This is a genomic window from uncultured Flavobacterium sp. (assembly GCF_963925185.1).
Lineage (GTDB): Bacteria > Bacteroidota > Bacteroidia > Flavobacteriales > Flavobacteriaceae > Flavobacterium.
The window spans coordinates 15013-33859 of sequence record NZ_CAWURC010000024.1 but is presented as its reverse complement, the minus strand read 5'-3'; the positions used below and the strand labels follow the sequence as shown (position 1 = coordinate 33859).

The window sequence follows — 18847 nt, the reverse complement described above, 5'->3', positions numbered from 1 at the left end:
TCTACTTCAAAGAAACGAACTCATAATATAAAGCTTTGGAAAGAAAGCTTTTACTTTGTTCATATTCTACATCACCTTCTCTGTCGTAATCATTTATGGAAAGAATTGATGAATCAGAAAAATATTGCTGACGATATTCTTCATTATAATTTAAACTTTTCAAGAATTTGGGCTCTACCCCTTTATTCACAGAAACATTGTAACTTGTAATTAGATTTCCCCAATTAACAAAACTACATAACAATATCAAACCATAAACACACCAAAGCATTTGATTAAAAAGAAAAGCATTCGTTTTTTGATTTTTAATTTTATAATAGGTAAATCCCAATCCAATTAGAGTTAAAACCAAAAAGGCATATACTCCTAACCTTTTATATGTCATTCCAAAATGAAGGATGTATTCCGAGTTTTTCACGGCCGAACTTATGATCAATATTGCATTAAGGCCAACCCAAATCTTAGCCAATCTTTTTAAAAAGTTAGCATTAGTGTCAAAATTAAATCCTTTTTTAAAGTAAAACAATATAACACCCACTGCCATGATAATTGAAATAATCACTGCGTTTACTCTGTCGTGAGTTGCAGCACTAAGTACGGTTTTTGATTCTTCTTTGAAAAATTGTTCATAATTATAGGTTCCTATAAAAACCAAAAGCATTAAATTTAAAAGCACTAACGAAATCTCACCACTTTTACGCTCAAAATCAATATCTAAAAAAGAAAAACTAGGCGTAAAATCCTGTTTACTTTCTTTAGAAAAATCGTTATTTAATTGATGGCTATTGATATAAAAATATTCTGGAACCCAGTAATTCCAATAACTAAAAGAAAAATAAAATCCCAAAATTGTAATAAATACTAAAGGCCAAAAATCAATATCTAACTCATAGTCAAATATTCCTGAAAAGGTATCACTACCATAAGAATAGGCTATAAAAAATACAATTAAAAATAGTAATGGGATTAAGAAATACGCAATTAACTTCTTGGCACCGTTATTATCAATTTTTGCTTGAGGCAACCATTGATTGAAGATAAAAGGCCTTCCTAATGAAGTGATTCCAGTAATGAAAACTGCAGGAATCGATTGAATGATTTTAAGTTTGCTACTTTCATTTTGAAATTGCAGAAAAATCAAAGAAAAGAATAAAGCTAAAAAAGAAAAGAAATCGGCATACCAAGCAAATGCAAAACAAGAAAGTATTGAACTGACAAATAAAATCTTTATCAAAATGGTCTTTTTTTCGAATCGTATATAGACTAAAATTGCCAATATAATTCCGAATAAAGCTAGATTAACTCCAACAGATTCCTTGTAAAAAAGTAAAACAAAAATGGCTGTACAACCTAAAATTAAATGGTGTTTTTTCATAATTAAAAATTTAAAAGTACTTTGATTTTCAAAGTAAATGGTTAAAAAAAAAGTTATTTTGATTTGAATAATTTTTCAAGACTGTTTAAATGTGACACAAAAGAAGCTCTTCCTAAATTAGTAACTCTATAAGATGTTTTTGGTTTCTTGCCCACAAATTCTTTTTTAATTTCGATATACTCCCCTCGTTCAAGCGCTGAAGAATGACTGGCTAAATTACCGTCTGTGATATTCAAAAGCGCTTTCATTTCGGTAAAATCAATCCAATCATTGACCATCAAAATGGACATAATTCCCAATCTGACACGGCTTTCGAAGTCTTTATTTAGTTTATCAATAATTCCCATTTGATGGTTTATTTATATTTTTTGAATAGTAGCAAACCATATAAGATATGTAAAATTCCAAATCCAATGATCCAAAAAATCAAACCGTATCCAACATAGAAAAGAGAAATACAACCTAAAATTAACTCACAAAATCCTAAATATTTAATATCCGAAAAAGTATATTTCTCAGCATTAATCAATGCTAATCCATAAAATATTAAAGTTGCTGGAGCCAATAAAACAAAAACCCCATGGTATAAAAGTGCTAAACAAAATACACCACCAACTAGTAATGGAATGGCTAAATTGACAAGCATTTTTTTGGTAGCTATCGTCCAAATGGGTAAATTGTACTTTCGGCTTTTTCGAATCGTAAAGAAGATTCCAAATGATAAAGCAAAAAACAAAATAAGCATTGCAATAAAAAATAATTGGAAAATCAAATCTTCATTATACGATATACTATTCCCATAATAATATTCATCATTCATCCTATCAACCAATAGGTACGCATACAATCCGCCAATCAAAGCAGATAAACCAGCAAATACTCCTGAGAGTCCGCTTAATGAAATAAATCTTGAAGAGCGTTCCATCATGGAACGAATGTGTGATAAATCTTCTTGTTGTTTCTGATTCATAATATAAAGTACTTTGTAATGCAAAGTTATACTTTATTTTCAATTAACAAATAAATAATTAAAATAATTTATAAAACAACAAAGCCTATTCAGTTGAATAGGCTTTGTTGTTGATTTCGGGAGAAATATTACTTACTTATACTTCTAATTTTTCTGGCTAAAAGCGTGTTTTTCAGCAACATCGCAATTGTCATTGGCCCTACTCCACCTGGAACGGGTGTTATGAATGAAGATTTTTTACTAACTTCATCAAAATCGACATCGCCAGTAATTACATAACCCTTTGGATTAGAAGCGTCTTCCACTCTGGTAATACCAACGTCAATAATAACAACACCATCCTTTACCATATTGGCTTTAAGATAATTTGGAACACCAAGAGCCGTGATGATAATATCTGCATTTTTTGTGTACTCTTCAATGTTCTTGGTTCTACTGTGAGTAAGAGTTACCGTAGAATCTCCAGGATATCCTTTGCGACTCATCAAAATACTCATTGGTCGACCCACAATATGGCTACGTCCAATAACTACGGTATGTTTGCCTGCTGTTTCTACTTTGTAACGTTCTAACAATTCCATTATTCCATAAGGAGTTGCTGGCAAAAATGTTTCCATTTCCAAAGCCATTTTTCCAAAATTAGTAGGATGAAATCCATCTACATCTTTATCCGGATCAATAGCCATCAGAATTTTTTGCTCGTCTATATGTTTTGGCAGAGGCAATTGAACGATAAAACCATCTAAATCATCATCTTCATTTAATTCCTTTATTTTTGAAAGCAAATCGATTTCTGAAATGTTTTCTGGCAACGACACCAAAGTAGATTCAAATCCAATTTGTTGACACGATTTTACTTTACTTCCCACATAAGTCAAACTTGCACCATTAGTACCTACAATAACAGCTGCTAAATGAGGAACTTTTTGACCGGCAGCTATCATTTGCCTTACTTCGGCCGCAATCTCGTTTTTAATGTCTTCCGATGTTTTTTTCCCGTCTAGTAATTGCATTTTAATTTTGTTTGAAAGTTTGAAAGTTTAAACGTTTAAAGGCTTGGATGACTTTAAAATAAACCTTAAAAAACATAGTGTGTTGTTAAAAAAAAAAAAAAAAATGAAGTTCAAAACTTTAAACAAATTTAAACTTTTGAACCTTAAACCAATTTATCTCATTCCTTGTGGCATTCCACCTTTCATATTGCCCATCATTTTCATCATATTTTTTCCGCCTGGGCCTTGCATCATTTTCATCATCTTGCTCATTTGCTCGAACTGTTTCATCAATTGATTGACTTGCTCGATTTTTGTCCCGGAACCTTTGGCAATCCTAGTTTTTCTTTTTACGTCAATTATGACTGGTTTTGATCTTTCTTTTGGAGTCATAGAATGGATGATAGCCTCAATAGATTTGAATGCATCGTCTTCAATCTCGACATCCTTCATTGCTTTTGTAGCTCCGGGAATCATTCCTACCAAATCCTTCATATTACCCATTTTCTTCACTTGTTGGATTTGGGAAAGGAAATCGTCAAAACCAAATTCGTTCTTAGCAATTTTCTTTTGAATTTTTCTAGCTTCTTCTTCGTCATACTGCTCTTGCGCTCTTTCTACCAAAGACACAACATCTCCCATTCCAAGGATTCGTTCCGCCATACGAGTAGGATAGAACACGTCGATGGCATCCATTTTTTCGCCGGTACCAACAAATTTTATTGGTTTATTGACTACAGACTTAATAGACAAAGCTGCTCCACCACGAGTATCACCGTCTAATTTAGTTAGAATTACACCATCGAAATTTAATCGGTCATTGAAAGCTTTTGCCGTATTTACCGCATCTTGACCTGTCATCGCATCAACAACAAATAAAGTTTCGTGTGGTTGAATAGCTTTGTGAACATTTGAGATTTCAGTCATCATTGCTTCATCTACAGCCAAACGTCCGGCAGTATCCACAATTACTACATTGAAACCATTTGCTTTAGCATGCTTGATAGCATTTTGAGCAATTTCAACTGGATTTTTATTTTCTGGTTCTGAATATACTTCGACAGCGATTGAATCTCCAACAACATATAATTGCTGAATTGCAGCAGGACGATAAATATCACAGGCAACCAAAAGTGGTTTTTTACCCTTTTTAGTTTGAAGATAATTTGCCAATTTTCCAGAAAAAGTAGTCTTTCCTGAACCTTGTAATCCTGACATCAAAATAACCGTTGGAGTACCAGAAAGATTGATTCCAGCAACATCTCCACCCATCAATTCGGTTAGCTCGTCCTTAACAATTTTTACCAGTAACTGTCCGGGTTGAAGTGTCGTTAATACGTTTTGTCCAATTGCTTTTTCTTTTACTTTTGTGGTAAAATCTTTGGCAATTTTAAAGTTGACATCGGCATCCAATAAAGCACGACGAACTTCTTTAAGAGTTTCGGCAACGTTAACTTCAGTTATTTTTCCGTGTCCTTTCAGTATGTGAAAGGCCTTGTCTAATTTATCGCTTAAATTATCGAACATGATTTTTTATTTTATTAAAATGCAAATATAATATAAAGTTAAGAAGCTACAATCGCTCCTTGGATTATAGGGTGCAAAACTACATCCTTTCAGGGACATCAATTCCCAATAATTGAAATGCCAAAGCAATTGTATCTGCTACCTTTTTCGAAAGTTGTACTCGGAATATTTTTTTTTCTAAATCTTCTTCACCCAAAATCGAAACCGTTTGATAAAACGAATTGTATTCGCGAACCAAATCATAAGTATAATTGGCGACAAGTGCTGGACTCTGGTTTTGAGCCGCATTTTGAATTACTTCTGGAAACAATTCAATTTGTTTCAATAATCCTTTTTCTTTTTCGTGAAGTGATTCTATTTCTGCTTTATTTAAAAAATAAAAATTTGACTTACGAATTATCGACTGGATTCTTGCGTAAGTATATTGAATAAACGGCCCGGTATTTCCAGCAAAATCAACTGATTCTTCGGGGTCGAAAAGGATTCGTTTTTTTGGATCGACTTTCAAAATGTAATATTTCAAGGCGCCGAGTCCAATGGTTTTATACAATGTTCCTTTTTCTTCGGGTGAATAACTTTCTAGTTTTCCTAAATCTTCGGCAATTTTTTGTGCCGTATACGTCATCTCTTGCATCAAGTCATCGGCATCGACAACGGTACCTTCTCGACTTTTCATTTTTCCGGAAGGCAAATCGACCATTCCGTAAGATAAATGAAAGAGGTTTTTTGACCAATCAAAACCGAGTTTTTTCAATATCAAAAACAAAACTTTGAAATGATAATCCTGTTCATTGCCAACTGTATAAACCATTCCACCAACGTCTGGAAAATCCTTTACACGTTGAATTGCAGTTCCAATATCCTGCGTCATATAAACTGCGGTTCCGTCTGAACGCAGTACTATTTTTCTATCTAAACCTTCGTCGGTCAAGTCGATCCATACTGAACCGTCGGGATCTTTTTCGAAAACTCCTTTCTCCAAACCAATTTGAACCACGTCTTTTCCTAATAAATAGGTGTTACTTTCGTAATAATAACTATCAAAATTGACTCCTATATTTTTATATGTTGTTGCGAATCCGTCATAAACCCATTGGTTCATTGTTTTCCAAAGTAAAATAACTTCGGTATCACCAGCTTCCCATTTCAGTAACATTTCTTGCGCTTCAAGAATAATTGGCGCTTGCTTTTTAGCTTCGTCTTCGGTTCTTCCTTCGCTCATTAATTGCGTAATTTCTTCTTTATAAGCTTTGTCAAAAGCAACGTAAAAATTTCCAACTAATTTATCGCCTTTTAAACCCATACTTTCAGGAGTTGCTCCATTTCCAAATTTTTGCCAAGCCAACATCGACTTGCAAATATGAATTCCACGATCATTGATAATTTGAGTTTTATAAACTTTTTTGCCTGAAGCTTTAATAATTTCAGCAACAGAATAACCTAAAAGATTATTTCGAACGTGACCTAAATGCAAAGGTTTATTCGTGTTTGGTGAAGAATATTCAACCATCACAGCTTTCTCGTTTGGACTAGAAGTTACAAAACCAAATTTTTCATTTTTTCTAATTCTATTAAAAAAATTCAAATAATATTCGTCGGAAATAACGATGTTCAAAAAACCGGAAACTACGTTAAACTTGCTAACTTCTGGTAGATTTTCGACCAAATAGTTGCCTATTTTATTTCCCAATTCGACCGGATTGCTTTTAACAACTTTCAATAAAGGAAAAATTACCATCGTGATATCACCCTCAAAATCCTTTCGTGTAGTTTGAAATTCAACTTTGTCAATGGCAACGTCAAATAAAGCTTGGACGGCTTTTTCAATTGAAGGGGTAAGAATTTGTGGTAATGTCATTTTATTTGTTTTTTTAAAGCTGCAAAGATAGTTATTATGCCTCAATTTGAAAATTGGAAAGAGAGATAATTTCTTCTTAAAAATTAGGAGGATTACTTCTGTAAGAATACAAATTATCGATTGTTTTCAATTTTTATGTAACAATTTATCGATTGCAAAATCTACTAGTTATCTATATGTTGGAAATATTTCTCTAATAATGAAAAATCAAATCAGCTTTATTGAATTCAACACCCGTTTTGAAATTAAAAAACATACAGTAATTCAAGGATGCCAAAGAGATGAAAACAAGACCAAAGGTAGCAGTTGACTTTTATAAATTAGTTTAATTTTAATTTTGTTGTAAAGAAAAACCCGAAGTATGCCACTTCGGGTTTTTTGATTTTTAAAACTATAAAATCTAATTTACCATTTTATGATAGCGCTTCCCCAAGTAAAACCACTGCCAAAAGCAGCTAAAACTATTGTATCTCCTGTTTTTACTTTTCCTTGCTCCCAAGCTTCCGTTAACGCAATAGGAATAGAAGCCGCCGTTGTATTTCCGTATTTTTGAATATTGCTAAAAACTTGGTCATCATTCAATCCGAATTTCTTCTGAATAAATTGGGAAATTCTCAAATTTGCCTGATGAGGAACAAGCAAATCAATATCCGAAACTTGTAAATTATTGGCTTGCAAACCTTCGTTGATAACTTCTGAAAAACGAACCACAGCATTTTTAAATACAAATTGTCCATTCATATAAGGAAAATAACTTTCGTCATTAGGATCATCATCTGCAAGGATGTCAGTTACCCAGCGGCCACCCATTCCTGGCGCTTTTACAATCAATTCTTCGGCATGTTGCCCTTCTGAATGTAAGTGAGTAGAAAGAATTCCTTTTGTCAAATCTTCCTCCCTGCTTATGACAGCAGCTCCAGCTCCATCGCCAAATATAACCGAAACTCCACGTCCACGAGAAGTCATATCCAACCCAGCTGAATGTACTTCAGATCCAATTACCAAAACGTTTTTGTACATTCCGGTTTTAATATATTGATCTGCAACAGATAATGCATAAATAAAACCTGAACATTGATTTCTAACATCTAATGCGCCAACAGTTTTTAGACCCAAATCGCGCTGTACTAAAACTCCTGGACCAGGAAAGTAATAATCTGGACTCAAGGTGGCAAAAACCACAAAATCGATGTCTTCTTTGGAAATTCCTGAACGTTCAATAGCGATTCTCGCAGCTTTCACGCCCATTGTTGTGGTAGTATCTTCACCCCTAATGATATGTCTTCTCTCTTGAATTCCGGTTCTTTCCTGAATCCATTCGTCATTAGTGTCAATAATTTTAGACAAGTCGTCGTTGGTTACGACATTGGAAGGAACATAATATCCTAATCCTGCGATTTTTGAATGGTACATTGTAATGGTCTTTTAATAAAATTTAGGATGCAAATTTAAAAATTTAGCACAATATAACAATAATTTTACTTTAAGGAGTTATCAAGAAGATGAAAATAATTTAAAGCTTGTTTTGGACTTAATTTTGGAAACAATAAAAAAATAATTAAAACAGATTAAAATGTCAATTTGTCACTTTAACACTATTTGGTATCTTATTTGAAAGAATTAGATTCATAAAAAATAAATTTAAAAACTAAAAATATGACAACTGGAAAAATTAATGTTTCGGTAGAAAACATCTTCCCTTTAATCAAGAAATTTCTATATAGCGATCACGAAATCTTTTTGCGTGAACTGATTTCTAATGGAACCGATGCTACACTAAAATTAAAACATTTAACAAGTATTGGTGAAGCTAAAGCGGAATATGGCAACCCTATCATTGAAGTAAAAATCGACAAAGAAGGCAAAAAACTTCACATTATTGACCAAGGATTGGGAATGACTGCGGAAGAAGTGGAGAAATACATCAACCAAATTGCTTTTTCTGGTGCCGAAGAGTTTTTGGAAAAATATAAAGATTCTGCTAAAGATTCTGGGATAATTGGTCACTTTGGACTTGGTTTTTATTCTGCTTTTATGGTAGCTTCCAAAGTAGAAATCTTAACTAAATCACATAAAGAAGAACCAGCGGCCCACTGGACTTGTGACGGAAGTCCTGAATTTACGCTGGAACCAAGTGATAAAACTACTCGTGGAACTGAAATTATTTTGCATATTGCAGAAGATTCATTAGATTTTTTGGAAGAATACAAAATCAAAGAATTGTTAAATAAGTACAATAAGTTTATGCCTATTCCAATTAAATTTGGAACTAGAAAAGAAAAAATAGAGCAAAAAAAGGGCGAAGAAGTTGCGCCAGAGGATAAAGATAAAACGTTCACCGAAGTTGAAACTGACAACATCATCAACAACCCAAATCCGGCTTGGACTAAACAACCAGCAGAATTATCTGATGAAAATTATAAAAGTTTTTACCACGAATTGTATCCAATGCAATTTGAAGAACCTTTATTTCACATTCATTTAAATGTAGATTATCCGTTTAACTTAACGGGGATTTTGTATTTCCCAAAACTGGGTTCTGACTTACAAATTCAAAAAGATAAGATTCAATTGTATCAAAATCAGGTATATGTAACTGACAATGTTGAAGGAATTGTTCCTGAATTTTTGACCATGTTGAAAGGGGTGATTGATTCGCCAGATATCCCTTTAAATGTTTCGCGTTCTAGCTTGCAATCAGACGCAGCAGTGAAGAAAATTTCGAATTACATCACTCGTAAAGTTGCTGATAAATTGAAATCGTTATTTACTGAAAACCGTGAAGAATTTGAAAAAAAATGGAACGATATCAAAATTGTTTTAGAATACGGAATGCTATCAGAAGACAAATTCTATGAAAAATCATCCGCTTTTGTTTTGTATCCAACAGTTGATAATGCGTATTATACTTTAGAAGAATTAAAAGAAAAATTAGCCGTAAACCAAACTGACAAGGACGGAAAATTAGTCGTTTTATATGCTGGAAATAAAGAAGCGCAACATTCTTATATTGAAATAGCAAAAGAAAAAGGATATGAAGTCCTGCTTTTAGATTCTCCAATTATCCCACATTTAATTCAAAAAATAGAAGGAGACAACAAAGAGTTAACTTTTGTGAGGGTCGATTCAGATCATATCGATAATTTAATCAAAAAAGAGGAAACTACGATTTCTAAATTATCCGATGAAGAAAAAGAAAGCTTAAAAATAGTTTTAGAAGCGTTGGTTCCTAAACAAAACTATCAGGTTCAATTACAACCCATGGATAGTCAAGCAGCTCCTTTTATTATCACGCAACCGGAATTTATGCGAAGAATGAAAGAGATGAGTCAGTCTGGCGGTGGCGGAATGTTCGGAATGGGGAACATGCCAGAAATGTATAATTTGGTAGTAAACACCAATTCTGAATTGGCTTCAAATATTTTGAACATGAAGGATAAAACAGCGCAAGAAGGTTTGGTAAAACAGGCTTTAGACTTGGCAAAATTATCGCAAAACTTGTTAAAAGGCGAAGAGCTTACGGCTTTTGTGAAGAGAAGTTTCGATTTGATAAAATAAATAATTTGTTTAACCAGTTATTCGCATAACCGATTAAAAGAAGAAATGCCTGTGAGTTATTCCGAAGAATCGGAACTTGCAGGTTTTTTACTTAAAAGAATTCGATATTGACAAAAGAATAACGAACTTTGAAAGTTGAACTTATAAAAAATCAAATAAAATGATCTTACAAATAGAAACTCCCGCCCTTCTGTTCTCGGCCACTTCTCTAATTTTATTGGCCTATACCAATCGGTTTCTTACTATAGCCACAATCATAAGAGGACTAAAAAAAGCCTACAAGGAAAAAGAAAATAGTTTAATTTTATTAGAAATTAAAAACCTAAACTTACGCTTAACACTCATCCGATATATGCAAATGGCTGGGGTCTTGAGTTTATTCGTATCTGTGTTTTCAATGCTTTTATTGTTTTTAGAGCTACAATTATTTGGAGTATATCTCTTTGGGATGAGTTTGCTCAGTTTGTTAATTTCATTGGGATTTTCTTTTTGGGAAATTAACATTTCGGTCGATGCGCTTCGTTTGCATTTGAGTGATTTGAGTGATAAAAAAGGGATGTAATTAAACTATTCTTGCTTACCGATCTGAAATACAAAATAAGACATTGAAAGGTCTCTTCAAAAAAACATACTACTTATACCATTCAACTCATAATTATACACTATTTTTACCCCCACAAAAAAATTAAAATGGGTATAATTTCTTTATCAGAATTAAAGTGTTCTGACCAAACATTTAATCATTTTTTTACTTTAAATAATTAAACCCCACGGGCTAGATTATTAATTTATTATTTTACCAAAAACGATATAAATGTGTTCAAACAAACAAAATGAGTTTATGCAGGAAGCCATTCGCCTGTCTATTGAAAATGTAATGTCTGGCAAGGGCGGCCCTTTTGGTGCCGTAATTGTGAAAGATGGTGAAATTATTGCTCGTGGCGCAAACGAAGTAACCTCTTCGGGCGACCCAACTGCACATGCGGAAATAGTCGCCATTAGAAATGCATGCAAAACATTAGGAACTTTCCAATTAGATGGTTGCGAAATCTATACAAGTTGCGAACCGTGCCCAATGTGTTTGGGCGCAATTTACTGGGCTAGACCAGATAAAATGTATTTTGCCAACACTAAAAAAGATGCTGCCGATATTAATTTTGACGACCAGTTTATCTACGAAGAAATCGAAATTCCTTTTCAAGACAGGAAGTTGACCACTGCTCAAATGATGAGAGATGAAGCTTTGGAGGCTTTTCGGTTATGGTCAGAGAGTATTACTAAAACAGAATATTGATTCCTAATTTATTTTCATGATTCAATTTATTTTAAATAACCAAGTCATTCATAAACAAAATCCGGGCAACATCACTTTGCTTGATTTCATTCGTTATGATGAAAATTTACGCGGTACAAAAATTGGTTGCCGTGAAGGCGATTGTGGAGCTTGTACCATTTTAATTGGTTCGCTAAAAGACGGAAAATTAGAATATTTCAGCGCAACTTCTTGCCTCACACCACTGCCCAATGTTCATGGCAAACACGTAGTAACCATTGAAGGATTAAACCTTCCGGACAAACTCAACCAAGCGCAACAAGCCTTAGTCGATTTATCAGGAACACAATGTGGATTTTGCACACCGGGATTCATAAACTCTATGAGCGGCTATGCATTAACTTGTGAATCACCCAATATTGAAGGCGCCATTAGTGCTATCGATGGTAATATTTGCCGTTGCACGGGCTACAAATCTATTGAACGTGCCGTAGCAAAATTAGCCGAAAAACTACAAAATAAAAATTCTGAAAACCCTTTAAGATGGCTAGTCGAAAATGAATTTATTCCTGAATATTTTCTACATATCGAAGACCAATTAAATGACTTTAATCTAAAATATAACACCGAAGGAAACATTCCTATTGGCGGCGGAACCGATTTATACGTTCAAAAACATGACGAATTACACGATATGGATTTGAACTATTTGTTTGATAAAAACTCACTGAATCGCATCACTTTTGAAGGTGATTTTTGTTCTATAAAATCAGCCGTTACAATTTCTGATTTGATTGTCAATAAAACACTTTTAGAGAAAATTCCAAATTGGTACAACTATTTAAAATTAGTTTCTTCAACACCAATTCGAAACATCGCAACTATTGCAGGAAATCTGGCCAATGGCTCTCCTATTGGTGATTTTACGATTATATTGTTGGCTTTGAAAGCAAAAATTACGTTGACCAATAAAGAAAACGAATCTCGTGAAATACCATTGAAAGATTTTTATTTAGGCTATAAAGTACTCAACAAAACCGAAGACGAAATCATTTCCGAAATCACTTTTGAAATCCCCGATACCAGCAGTAAATTTAATTTTGAAAAAGTATGTAAACGACAATATCTAGATATTGCCAGTGTAAACACTGCTTTAACAATTAGCACGAAAGAAAACACAATCCTTGAGGTCCACATTTCTATAGGTGGTGTTGGCCCAATACCGAAATATTTATCAAAAACCAATGATTTTTTGGTAAACAAATCAATAGATACTGATACAATTAAACAAGCGGAACAAATTTTACAAAACGAATTAGCGCCAATTGGCGATGCTCGTGGAACGGAAGAATACAAAAGACTCCTGGCGCGCCAATTGTTTTTTGCACATTTTATCGCTCTTTTCCCCGAAACCATTAAAATGGATGACTTAATATGATTAATATAGACGCACATAATCACGTAAAAGGAAAATCGATTTATCTTGATGACATTCAAGAAATCAAGGGAACCCTTTATGCATTGCCTTTTGATTCCACGGTGGCTCATGCCAAAATTAAAAGCATCGATTTTGAAAATGCCTTGAATAGAGCTGGCATCGTTACAATATTAACGGCTAAAGACATTCCAGGAGAAAATCAAATTGGAGGAATCCTTCCTGACGAACCTTTATTTGCCGAAGGCGAAGTGCATTTTCGGGGTCAAGTAATTGCTCTTATTATTGGGACATCTGAGCATCATTGTCGTCAAGCAGCAAAACTTATCAAAGTAGATTACGAAGAATTACCCATTATTACAGATGCACGGGAAGCACAAAAACAAAACAAACTTATTATGTCTCCAAGGTCTTTTACCCTTGGAAATACGGCACAAGCGTGGTCGCAATGCGATTTTGTTTTTGAAGGCAGAACCGATGTAAATGGGCAAGAACATTTGTACATAGAAACACAAGGAGCTTATGCTCGACCAAAAGAAGACGGAAGTATAATTATATCTTCATCGACTCAAGGACCAACAGCTGTTCAAAGAATGGTGGCCAGAGTTCTGGGGATTCCCATGCATAAAATCGAAATTGACACTGTTCGTTTGGGTGGAGGTTTTGGCGGAAAAGAAGACCAAGCAACTCCTTGGGCAGTCATGGTTGCTTTAGCATCCCAACTTTTGCATAAGCCTGTAAAAATGGCGATGCATCGAATGGATGATATGCGAATGACTGGAAAAAGGCATCCTTATTCAGCCGATTTTAAAATTGGTTTAACCAAAGATTATAAAATTTTAGCTTACGAAGTTACCCATTATCAAAATGCAGGAGCCGCTGCAGATTTGTCGCCAGCTGTGATGGAACGAACGTTATTTCACTCTACCAACGCCTATTTTGTTCCCAATGTAATTGCAAGAGCATACAGTTGTAAAACTAATTTACCTCCTAATACTGCTTTCCGAGGTTTTGGCGGGCCACAAGGTAAATTTGTAATTGAAGCGGCCATCGTGAAAGCGGCAGAAAATTTAGGCGTAAGCCCCTCTTTGATACAAAAAATTAATTTGGTACAAGATGGCGACGAATTATCTTATGGTCAGATTTTGCAACAAACAGAAGCAAAAAATACCTGGGAAAGCTGTATGAAAAGCTATAATTATGATGCTCAAAAAGAGAGGATCGAATCTTTTAACGCTACCAATTCACGATTTAAAAAAGGATTAGCCATCCAGCCAATTTGTTTTGGAATTTCGTTTACCAATACCATGATGAATCACGCACGTGCATTGGTACATATTTATCATGATGGAAGTGTCGTAGTAAATACTGGCGCAGTCGAAATGGGACAAGGAGTTAACACCAAAATGCTTCAAATCGTAACCGAAACATTTGGAATAAAACCTTCAAGTGTTAGAATAGAATCTACCAATACACTTAGAGTTGCCAATACGTCACCAACTGCCGCAAGTGCTGGTGCTGACCTTAATGGAAAAGCATTGCAAATAGCTTGCAATAATTTGTTGGATCGATTAAAAACGGTCGCTCAAAAAGAATTTGACACTGAAGTTATAGAAATTAAAGACGAGTTAGTTATTGCCAGCGCTAAAAATACCGAGATGACTTGGCAAGATTTAGTTATGAAAGCGTTTACGTTGAGAGTGGCATTGAGCGAGAATGCCCATTATTCTACCCCTACCATTCATTATGATAAATCAAAAGAGAAGGGACATCCATTTGCTTATCATGTATATGGAACGGCAATTTTAGAAGTAACTGTTGATTGTTTGAAAGGAATATATAATTTTGAAAGTGTAAATATCGTACATGATTTTGGAAAAAGCATGAATCCAACAATCGATAATGGTCAAATTGAAGGTGGATTGGTACAAGGAATTGGATGGATGACATTGGAAGAAATTATTTATAACGAGCAAGGAAGATTGGTTTCGAATGCACTTTCTACTTATAAAGTTCCCGATATTTATTCTGTACCTAAAGAAATAAACATTAGACATTTAGAAACTGAAGGTCACGAATTAGCCATCAAGAAATCAAAAGCGGTTGGAGAACCACCTATAATGTATGGAATTGGAGCTTATTTTGCCATTCGTAATGCGATAAAATCGTTCAACCCAAATGCTGAATTGATCATAAATGCACCTTACACCCCAGAAAAAGTTTTAATGGACCTCTACAAACCACAACAGTTATAAGCAAATGATTTTTAGTAAAAAAAAATATTTCAGTAATTTTTTTGGTGGGTTTGTTTTTATGATTGGCGATTCGATTGCCTCTATTTTGTCAGATGATTTTAGTTTTTTTAGAGCAGTTTGTGTGTTTTTACTTGGAGTCTTTTTGTATGCTTTTGAAATTCAACTATTTTTTAATTGGATAGATAAATTTATAAAAAGATTTAAAAAACAAAAAGTAAAAAAGCGATTAATCAAAGCTACAATTGTACTACTGTATTTCAACCCTTTATGGATTGCTCGTCACTTGTGTTTGCTGATGCTTTTTTCTGGAAAATTTTTCCAAATTAACTTTAGCTTATTGAAAATTGGACTTTTATCATTTTTAATCAATATTCCAATATCTGTTTTGGCGAATTATTATATACAAAACAAAATCCTTTTGAAAGATAGATTTGTAGCAAGTACCCTATTTTCAGGTTTAATGGCCATTTATTATTCAATGAGCAGCCAATGGTTTTAGATACCTACATAAAAATGTCGAAATTGCTACGGCAAGAAGAGCGATTAATCTTGATGATTGTCATTGCCAATGAAGGTAGCAGTCCGGGTAGAAAAGGTTTTAAAATGCTAGTGACAAAAAATCAAATGTTCGGGACCATTGGTGGTGGAATTATGGAGCATAAATTAGTGCAATATGCACAGACATTACTAAAAAAAACTGAATTTCAACCTTTTATAAAACACCAAATTCACGACAAAAAAGCACCTAAAAATCAATCGGGAATGATATGTTCTGGTCAACAAACGATTGCTTTTTATGATATTTATTCCGATTTTATTTCTAAAATCGATAAGATTCTGTCTCAAAAAGAGGTTTCGATTGCTTATTCAAATTATGGTATAACCATTAATTCAGAACATCCCGAAAATACGGAGTGGATTTATAAAGAGAAAAACGCCGTGGTTCAAAAAGTATATATCATTGGTGGCGGACACGTTGGTTTGGCTTTGAGTGAAGTGCTTTCTCGATTGGATTTTGAAGTTCATCTTCTCGATCACAGAGAAAATTTGAACACCATGATGAGCAATGATTTTGTTCATTCGAAACAAGTTGCTGAATTTGAAACCATAGAAAATTATATTCCCGAAGGAGATGCTGTCTATGTAGTTATCATGTCTTTTGGTTTTCGAACTGACGATATAATAGTTAGACGATTACTGGATAGAAATTTCAAATACATTGGGATGTTAGGCAGTAAGAAAAAAATTGCCACTTTGTTTCAAAACCTCATCGCCGATGGTTATAACAAAGAGCAAATTTTAAAAATACATGCACCAATTGGTTTAGATATCAAAAGTGAAACTACTCAAGAAATAGCCATCAGTGTTGCGGCGCAATTAATAAAGATTAAAAACCAATTATAATTTACGAATGATTTCCATCGACAACGCTTTTTCAATATTAGAAGATACTGTTTCTCCCTTGAAAGAAATGGAAGTTTCTCTATTGGAAGCTCGAAATCATGTTCTTGCTGAAACTTTATATTCTTCAATAAATATGCCTCCATTCCGACAATCAAATATGGATGGTTTTGCTATTTGTATTCATGATTTGTTATTATACACCATTGTTGGGGAAGTAAAAGCTGGCGATATATATTCCGAAGAACTTCAACCCGGTCAAGCTGTAAAAATATTCACTGGGGCTGCCGTTCCTGATTCTGCTCAGGCTGTAATTCAAATTGAAAAAGTCACGATTACCAACACTCAATTATTACTTCAGGAAAACATAAAATTAGAAACCAATATTCGCCAAATTGGTGCTCAAATTTCAAAAGCCGATGTTGCTTTGACAATAAATACTTTTCTAAATGCAGCAGCCATTGGGTTTTTGGCTGGATTGGGTTTTACTTCTGTAAAAGTATATAAAAAACCAACAGTTGGAATTGTGGTTACTGGAAATGAATTAGTTTCGGCAGGAGATTTTTTACCTAATGGAAAAATTTATGAAAGCAATGCCATAATGCTCCAAACCGCTTTGTACAATGGCAATTTTGAAGTTGTTTCGTTATATAAAATTAAAGATGATTTTGAAAGTACTAAAACAATATTAAGAAAAGCCATTCTTGAAAACGACGTGGTTTTAGTTTCAGGGGGAATATCTGTTGGGGATTATGATTTTGTGGAAAGTGCTTTGAAAAGTATTGAAGTCGAAACATTATTTTATAAAGTAAATCAAAAACCTGGAAAACCTTTATTTGTTGGAAAACAAAAGGATAAAATCATTTTTGCATTGCCCGGAAATCCAGCGGCAAACTTGACCTGTTTCTATATTTATGTATTACCAACACTTCAAAGACGCTCTGGGATTGAGTCTTCTTATGTTTCAAAACAGTCAAAAACAATAACACATGATTTTATTGTTGATAATTCGCGTTGTCAATTTTTAAAGGCTTTGGTAGTTGCCGATCAAGTTACCCTACTTTCGCACCAGGATTCGTCTATGCTAGATACTTTTGCGCTATCCAATGCCTTGGTTTATTTGCCTAACGGAAACTACAAGCTTATAAAAGGAGACAAAGTCGTTGTCTACACTATTTAGTATATTTACAATCTAAATACCAAAACATGCCTGCCAGCGAATTACTAAATTTTCCTTTATTGTTGCTTTTGCTTCCCATAGTTGCCTTTCTATATGCTAGCGTGGGACATGGAGGCGCTAGTGGTTATCTGGCATTAATGAGTGTTTTTGCATTCCCAGTGACTTTTATGAAGCCTACAGCTTTGATTTTGAATATATTGGTTTCTGCCATTTCATTTTATTTTTATTATCACCAAAAAAAGTTCGAATGGAAATTATTTTATCCTTTTGCCATAACATCTGTGCCTTTTTCATTTCTGGGAGGTACAATAAAAATCGACAGCCATTATTATAAAATAATTTTAGCAACCGTTTTGCTATTTGCCGTTGCAAGATTGGTAGGCTTGTTTGGAAAACACAAAACAGATTTAAAGCCATTAAACCTGTTTTCGGCATTGGCAATAGGCGCATTAATCGGGTTTCTATCAGGATTGATAGGTATTGGGGGCGGTATTATTTTAAGTCCAATATTACTACTGTTTGGGTGGGCAAACATAAAGCAGACTGCGGCAGTAACGGCATTGTTTATTTTTGTAAACTCCATTTCTGGTCTTTTTGGATTTGTTTCCATCGGAGGAATTTTCCCGATTTCGTCAACCTGGTTAATCGGTCTAACCATGTTTGGAGGAATCCTTGGTGGATATTTTGGAACCAAAAAAATGAATTCAAAAATATTGAAAAATGTGCTGGCTATAGTATTAGCTATAGCCATATTTAAATTATACACCATTTAAATTATGACGATGACACTTAAATATTTTGGGATGATTGCTGATATTACCAAAAAAAAGGAAGAACAACTTTTCTTTGAAAATAAAACTATCACTTTGTGTAAATTGCAATCGAAACTCGAAGAAAAATATCCTGAACTAAAAAATACAAGCTATTCATTTGCAGTTAATCAATCATTGACCAAAGAAAATGCCGAGTTAAATAACACTGATGAAATAGCTTTACTTCCACCATTTGCTGGTGGATAAAAAA

General features: G+C 33.9%; 17 protein-coding genes. 10 read left to right on the top strand and 7 right to left on the bottom strand.

Annotated features, from left to right (window positions below; all coding sequences use genetic code 11):
* Nucleotide 1: 1 nt before the first annotated feature.
* The 7 genes from AABM59_RS05390 to AABM59_RS05360 form a co-directional block, all read right to left on the bottom strand.
* On the bottom strand, nt 2-1375 hold the full coding sequence (locus tag AABM59_RS05390) for a DUF4173 domain-containing protein (protein ID WP_338407955.1): 1374 nt from the start codon (nt 1373-1375) through the stop codon (nt 2-4).
* A 53-nt stretch (nt 1376-1428) separates the two neighbouring features.
* A complete protein-coding gene (locus tag AABM59_RS05385) occupies nt 1429-1722 on the bottom strand; it encodes a transcriptional regulator (protein WP_338407954.1) in 294 nt (97 codons plus the stop codon).
* 8 nt (nt 1723-1730) lie between these two features.
* Entirely contained in the window at nt 1731-2345 is a 615-nt protein-coding gene (locus AABM59_RS05380) for a hypothetical protein (protein WP_338407953.1), read from the bottom strand.
* Nucleotides 2346-2473: 128 nt separating this feature from the next.
* Nucleotides 2474-3358, bottom strand: a complete 885-nt coding sequence (locus tag AABM59_RS05375; RefSeq protein WP_338407952.1) for a tetrahydrofolate dehydrogenase/cyclohydrolase catalytic domain-containing protein — start codon at nt 3356-3358, stop codon at nt 2474-2476.
* A gap of 153 nt (nt 3359-3511) precedes the next feature.
* Nucleotides 3512-4864, bottom strand: a complete 1353-nt coding sequence (gene ffh / locus AABM59_RS05370) for a signal recognition particle protein (RefSeq protein ID WP_338407951.1) — start codon at nt 4862-4864, stop codon at nt 3512-3514.
* 79 nt (nt 4865-4943) lie between these two features.
* Nucleotides 4944-6722, bottom strand: coding sequence for an arginine--tRNA ligase (gene argS, locus AABM59_RS05365; protein WP_338407950.1), 1779 nt, complete (start codon nt 6720-6722; stop codon nt 4944-4946).
* A 405-nt stretch (nt 6723-7127) separates the two neighbouring features.
* Complete coding sequence (locus AABM59_RS05360; RefSeq protein ID WP_338407949.1) at nt 7128-8135, bottom strand: beta-ketoacyl-ACP synthase III; 1008 nt, start codon at nt 8133-8135, stop codon at nt 7128-7130.
* 243 nt (nt 8136-8378) lie between these two features.
* Between AABM59_RS05360 and htpG the strand changes: the two genes are divergently transcribed.
* The 10 genes from htpG (at nt 8379) to AABM59_RS05310 (ending at nt 18843) form a co-directional block, all read left to right on the top strand.
* Complete coding sequence (gene htpG, locus AABM59_RS05355) at nt 8379-10280, top strand: molecular chaperone HtpG (protein ID WP_338407948.1); 1902 nt, start codon at nt 8379-8381, stop codon at nt 10278-10280.
* A 160-nt stretch (nt 10281-10440) separates the two neighbouring features.
* Nucleotides 10441-10842: a DUF2721 domain-containing protein gene (locus tag AABM59_RS05350; protein WP_338407947.1), complete on the top strand. Its 402-nt coding sequence runs from the start codon at nt 10441-10443 to the stop codon at nt 10840-10842.
* Between the two features lie 252 nt (nt 10843-11094).
* Complete coding sequence (locus AABM59_RS05345) at nt 11095-11574, top strand: nucleoside deaminase (protein ID WP_338407946.1); 480 nt, start codon at nt 11095-11097, stop codon at nt 11572-11574.
* Between the two features lie 16 nt (nt 11575-11590).
* Entirely contained in the window at nt 11591-12991 is a 1401-nt protein-coding gene (locus AABM59_RS05340; protein ID WP_338407945.1) for an FAD binding domain-containing protein, read from the top strand.
* Nucleotides 12988-15243 carry a molybdopterin cofactor-binding domain-containing protein gene (locus AABM59_RS05335; protein ID WP_338407944.1) on the top strand — a complete coding sequence of 752 codons (2256 nt, stop codon included), beginning with the start codon at nt 12988-12990 and terminating at the stop codon, nt 15241-15243. Before AABM59_RS05340 ends, AABM59_RS05335 begins: the two co-directional genes overlap by 4 nt.
* Before the next feature lie 85 nt (nt 15244-15328).
* Nucleotides 15329-15742: a hypothetical protein gene (locus AABM59_RS05330; RefSeq protein ID WP_338407943.1), complete on the top strand. Its 414-nt coding sequence runs from the start codon at nt 15329-15331 to the stop codon at nt 15740-15742.
* Nucleotides 15733-16647 carry an XdhC family protein gene (locus AABM59_RS05325; RefSeq protein ID WP_338407942.1) on the top strand — a complete coding sequence of 305 codons (915 nt, stop codon included), beginning with the start codon at nt 15733-15735 and terminating at the stop codon, nt 16645-16647. Before AABM59_RS05330 ends, AABM59_RS05325 begins: the two co-directional genes overlap by 10 nt.
* A gap of 7 nt (nt 16648-16654) precedes the next feature.
* Nucleotides 16655-17824: a molybdopterin molybdotransferase MoeA gene (locus AABM59_RS05320; RefSeq protein ID WP_338407941.1), complete on the top strand. Its 1170-nt coding sequence runs from the start codon at nt 16655-16657 to the stop codon at nt 17822-17824.
* Nucleotides 17825-17850: 26 nt separating this feature from the next.
* A complete protein-coding gene (locus AABM59_RS05315) occupies nt 17851-18597 on the top strand; it encodes a sulfite exporter TauE/SafE family protein (RefSeq protein ID WP_338407940.1) in 747 nt (248 codons plus the stop codon).
* A gap of 9 nt (nt 18598-18606) precedes the next feature.
* On the top strand, nt 18607-18843 hold the full coding sequence (locus tag AABM59_RS05310; RefSeq protein ID WP_338407939.1) for a MoaD/ThiS family protein: 237 nt from the start codon (nt 18607-18609) through the stop codon (nt 18841-18843).
* Nucleotides 18844-18847 lie beyond the last annotated feature (4 nt).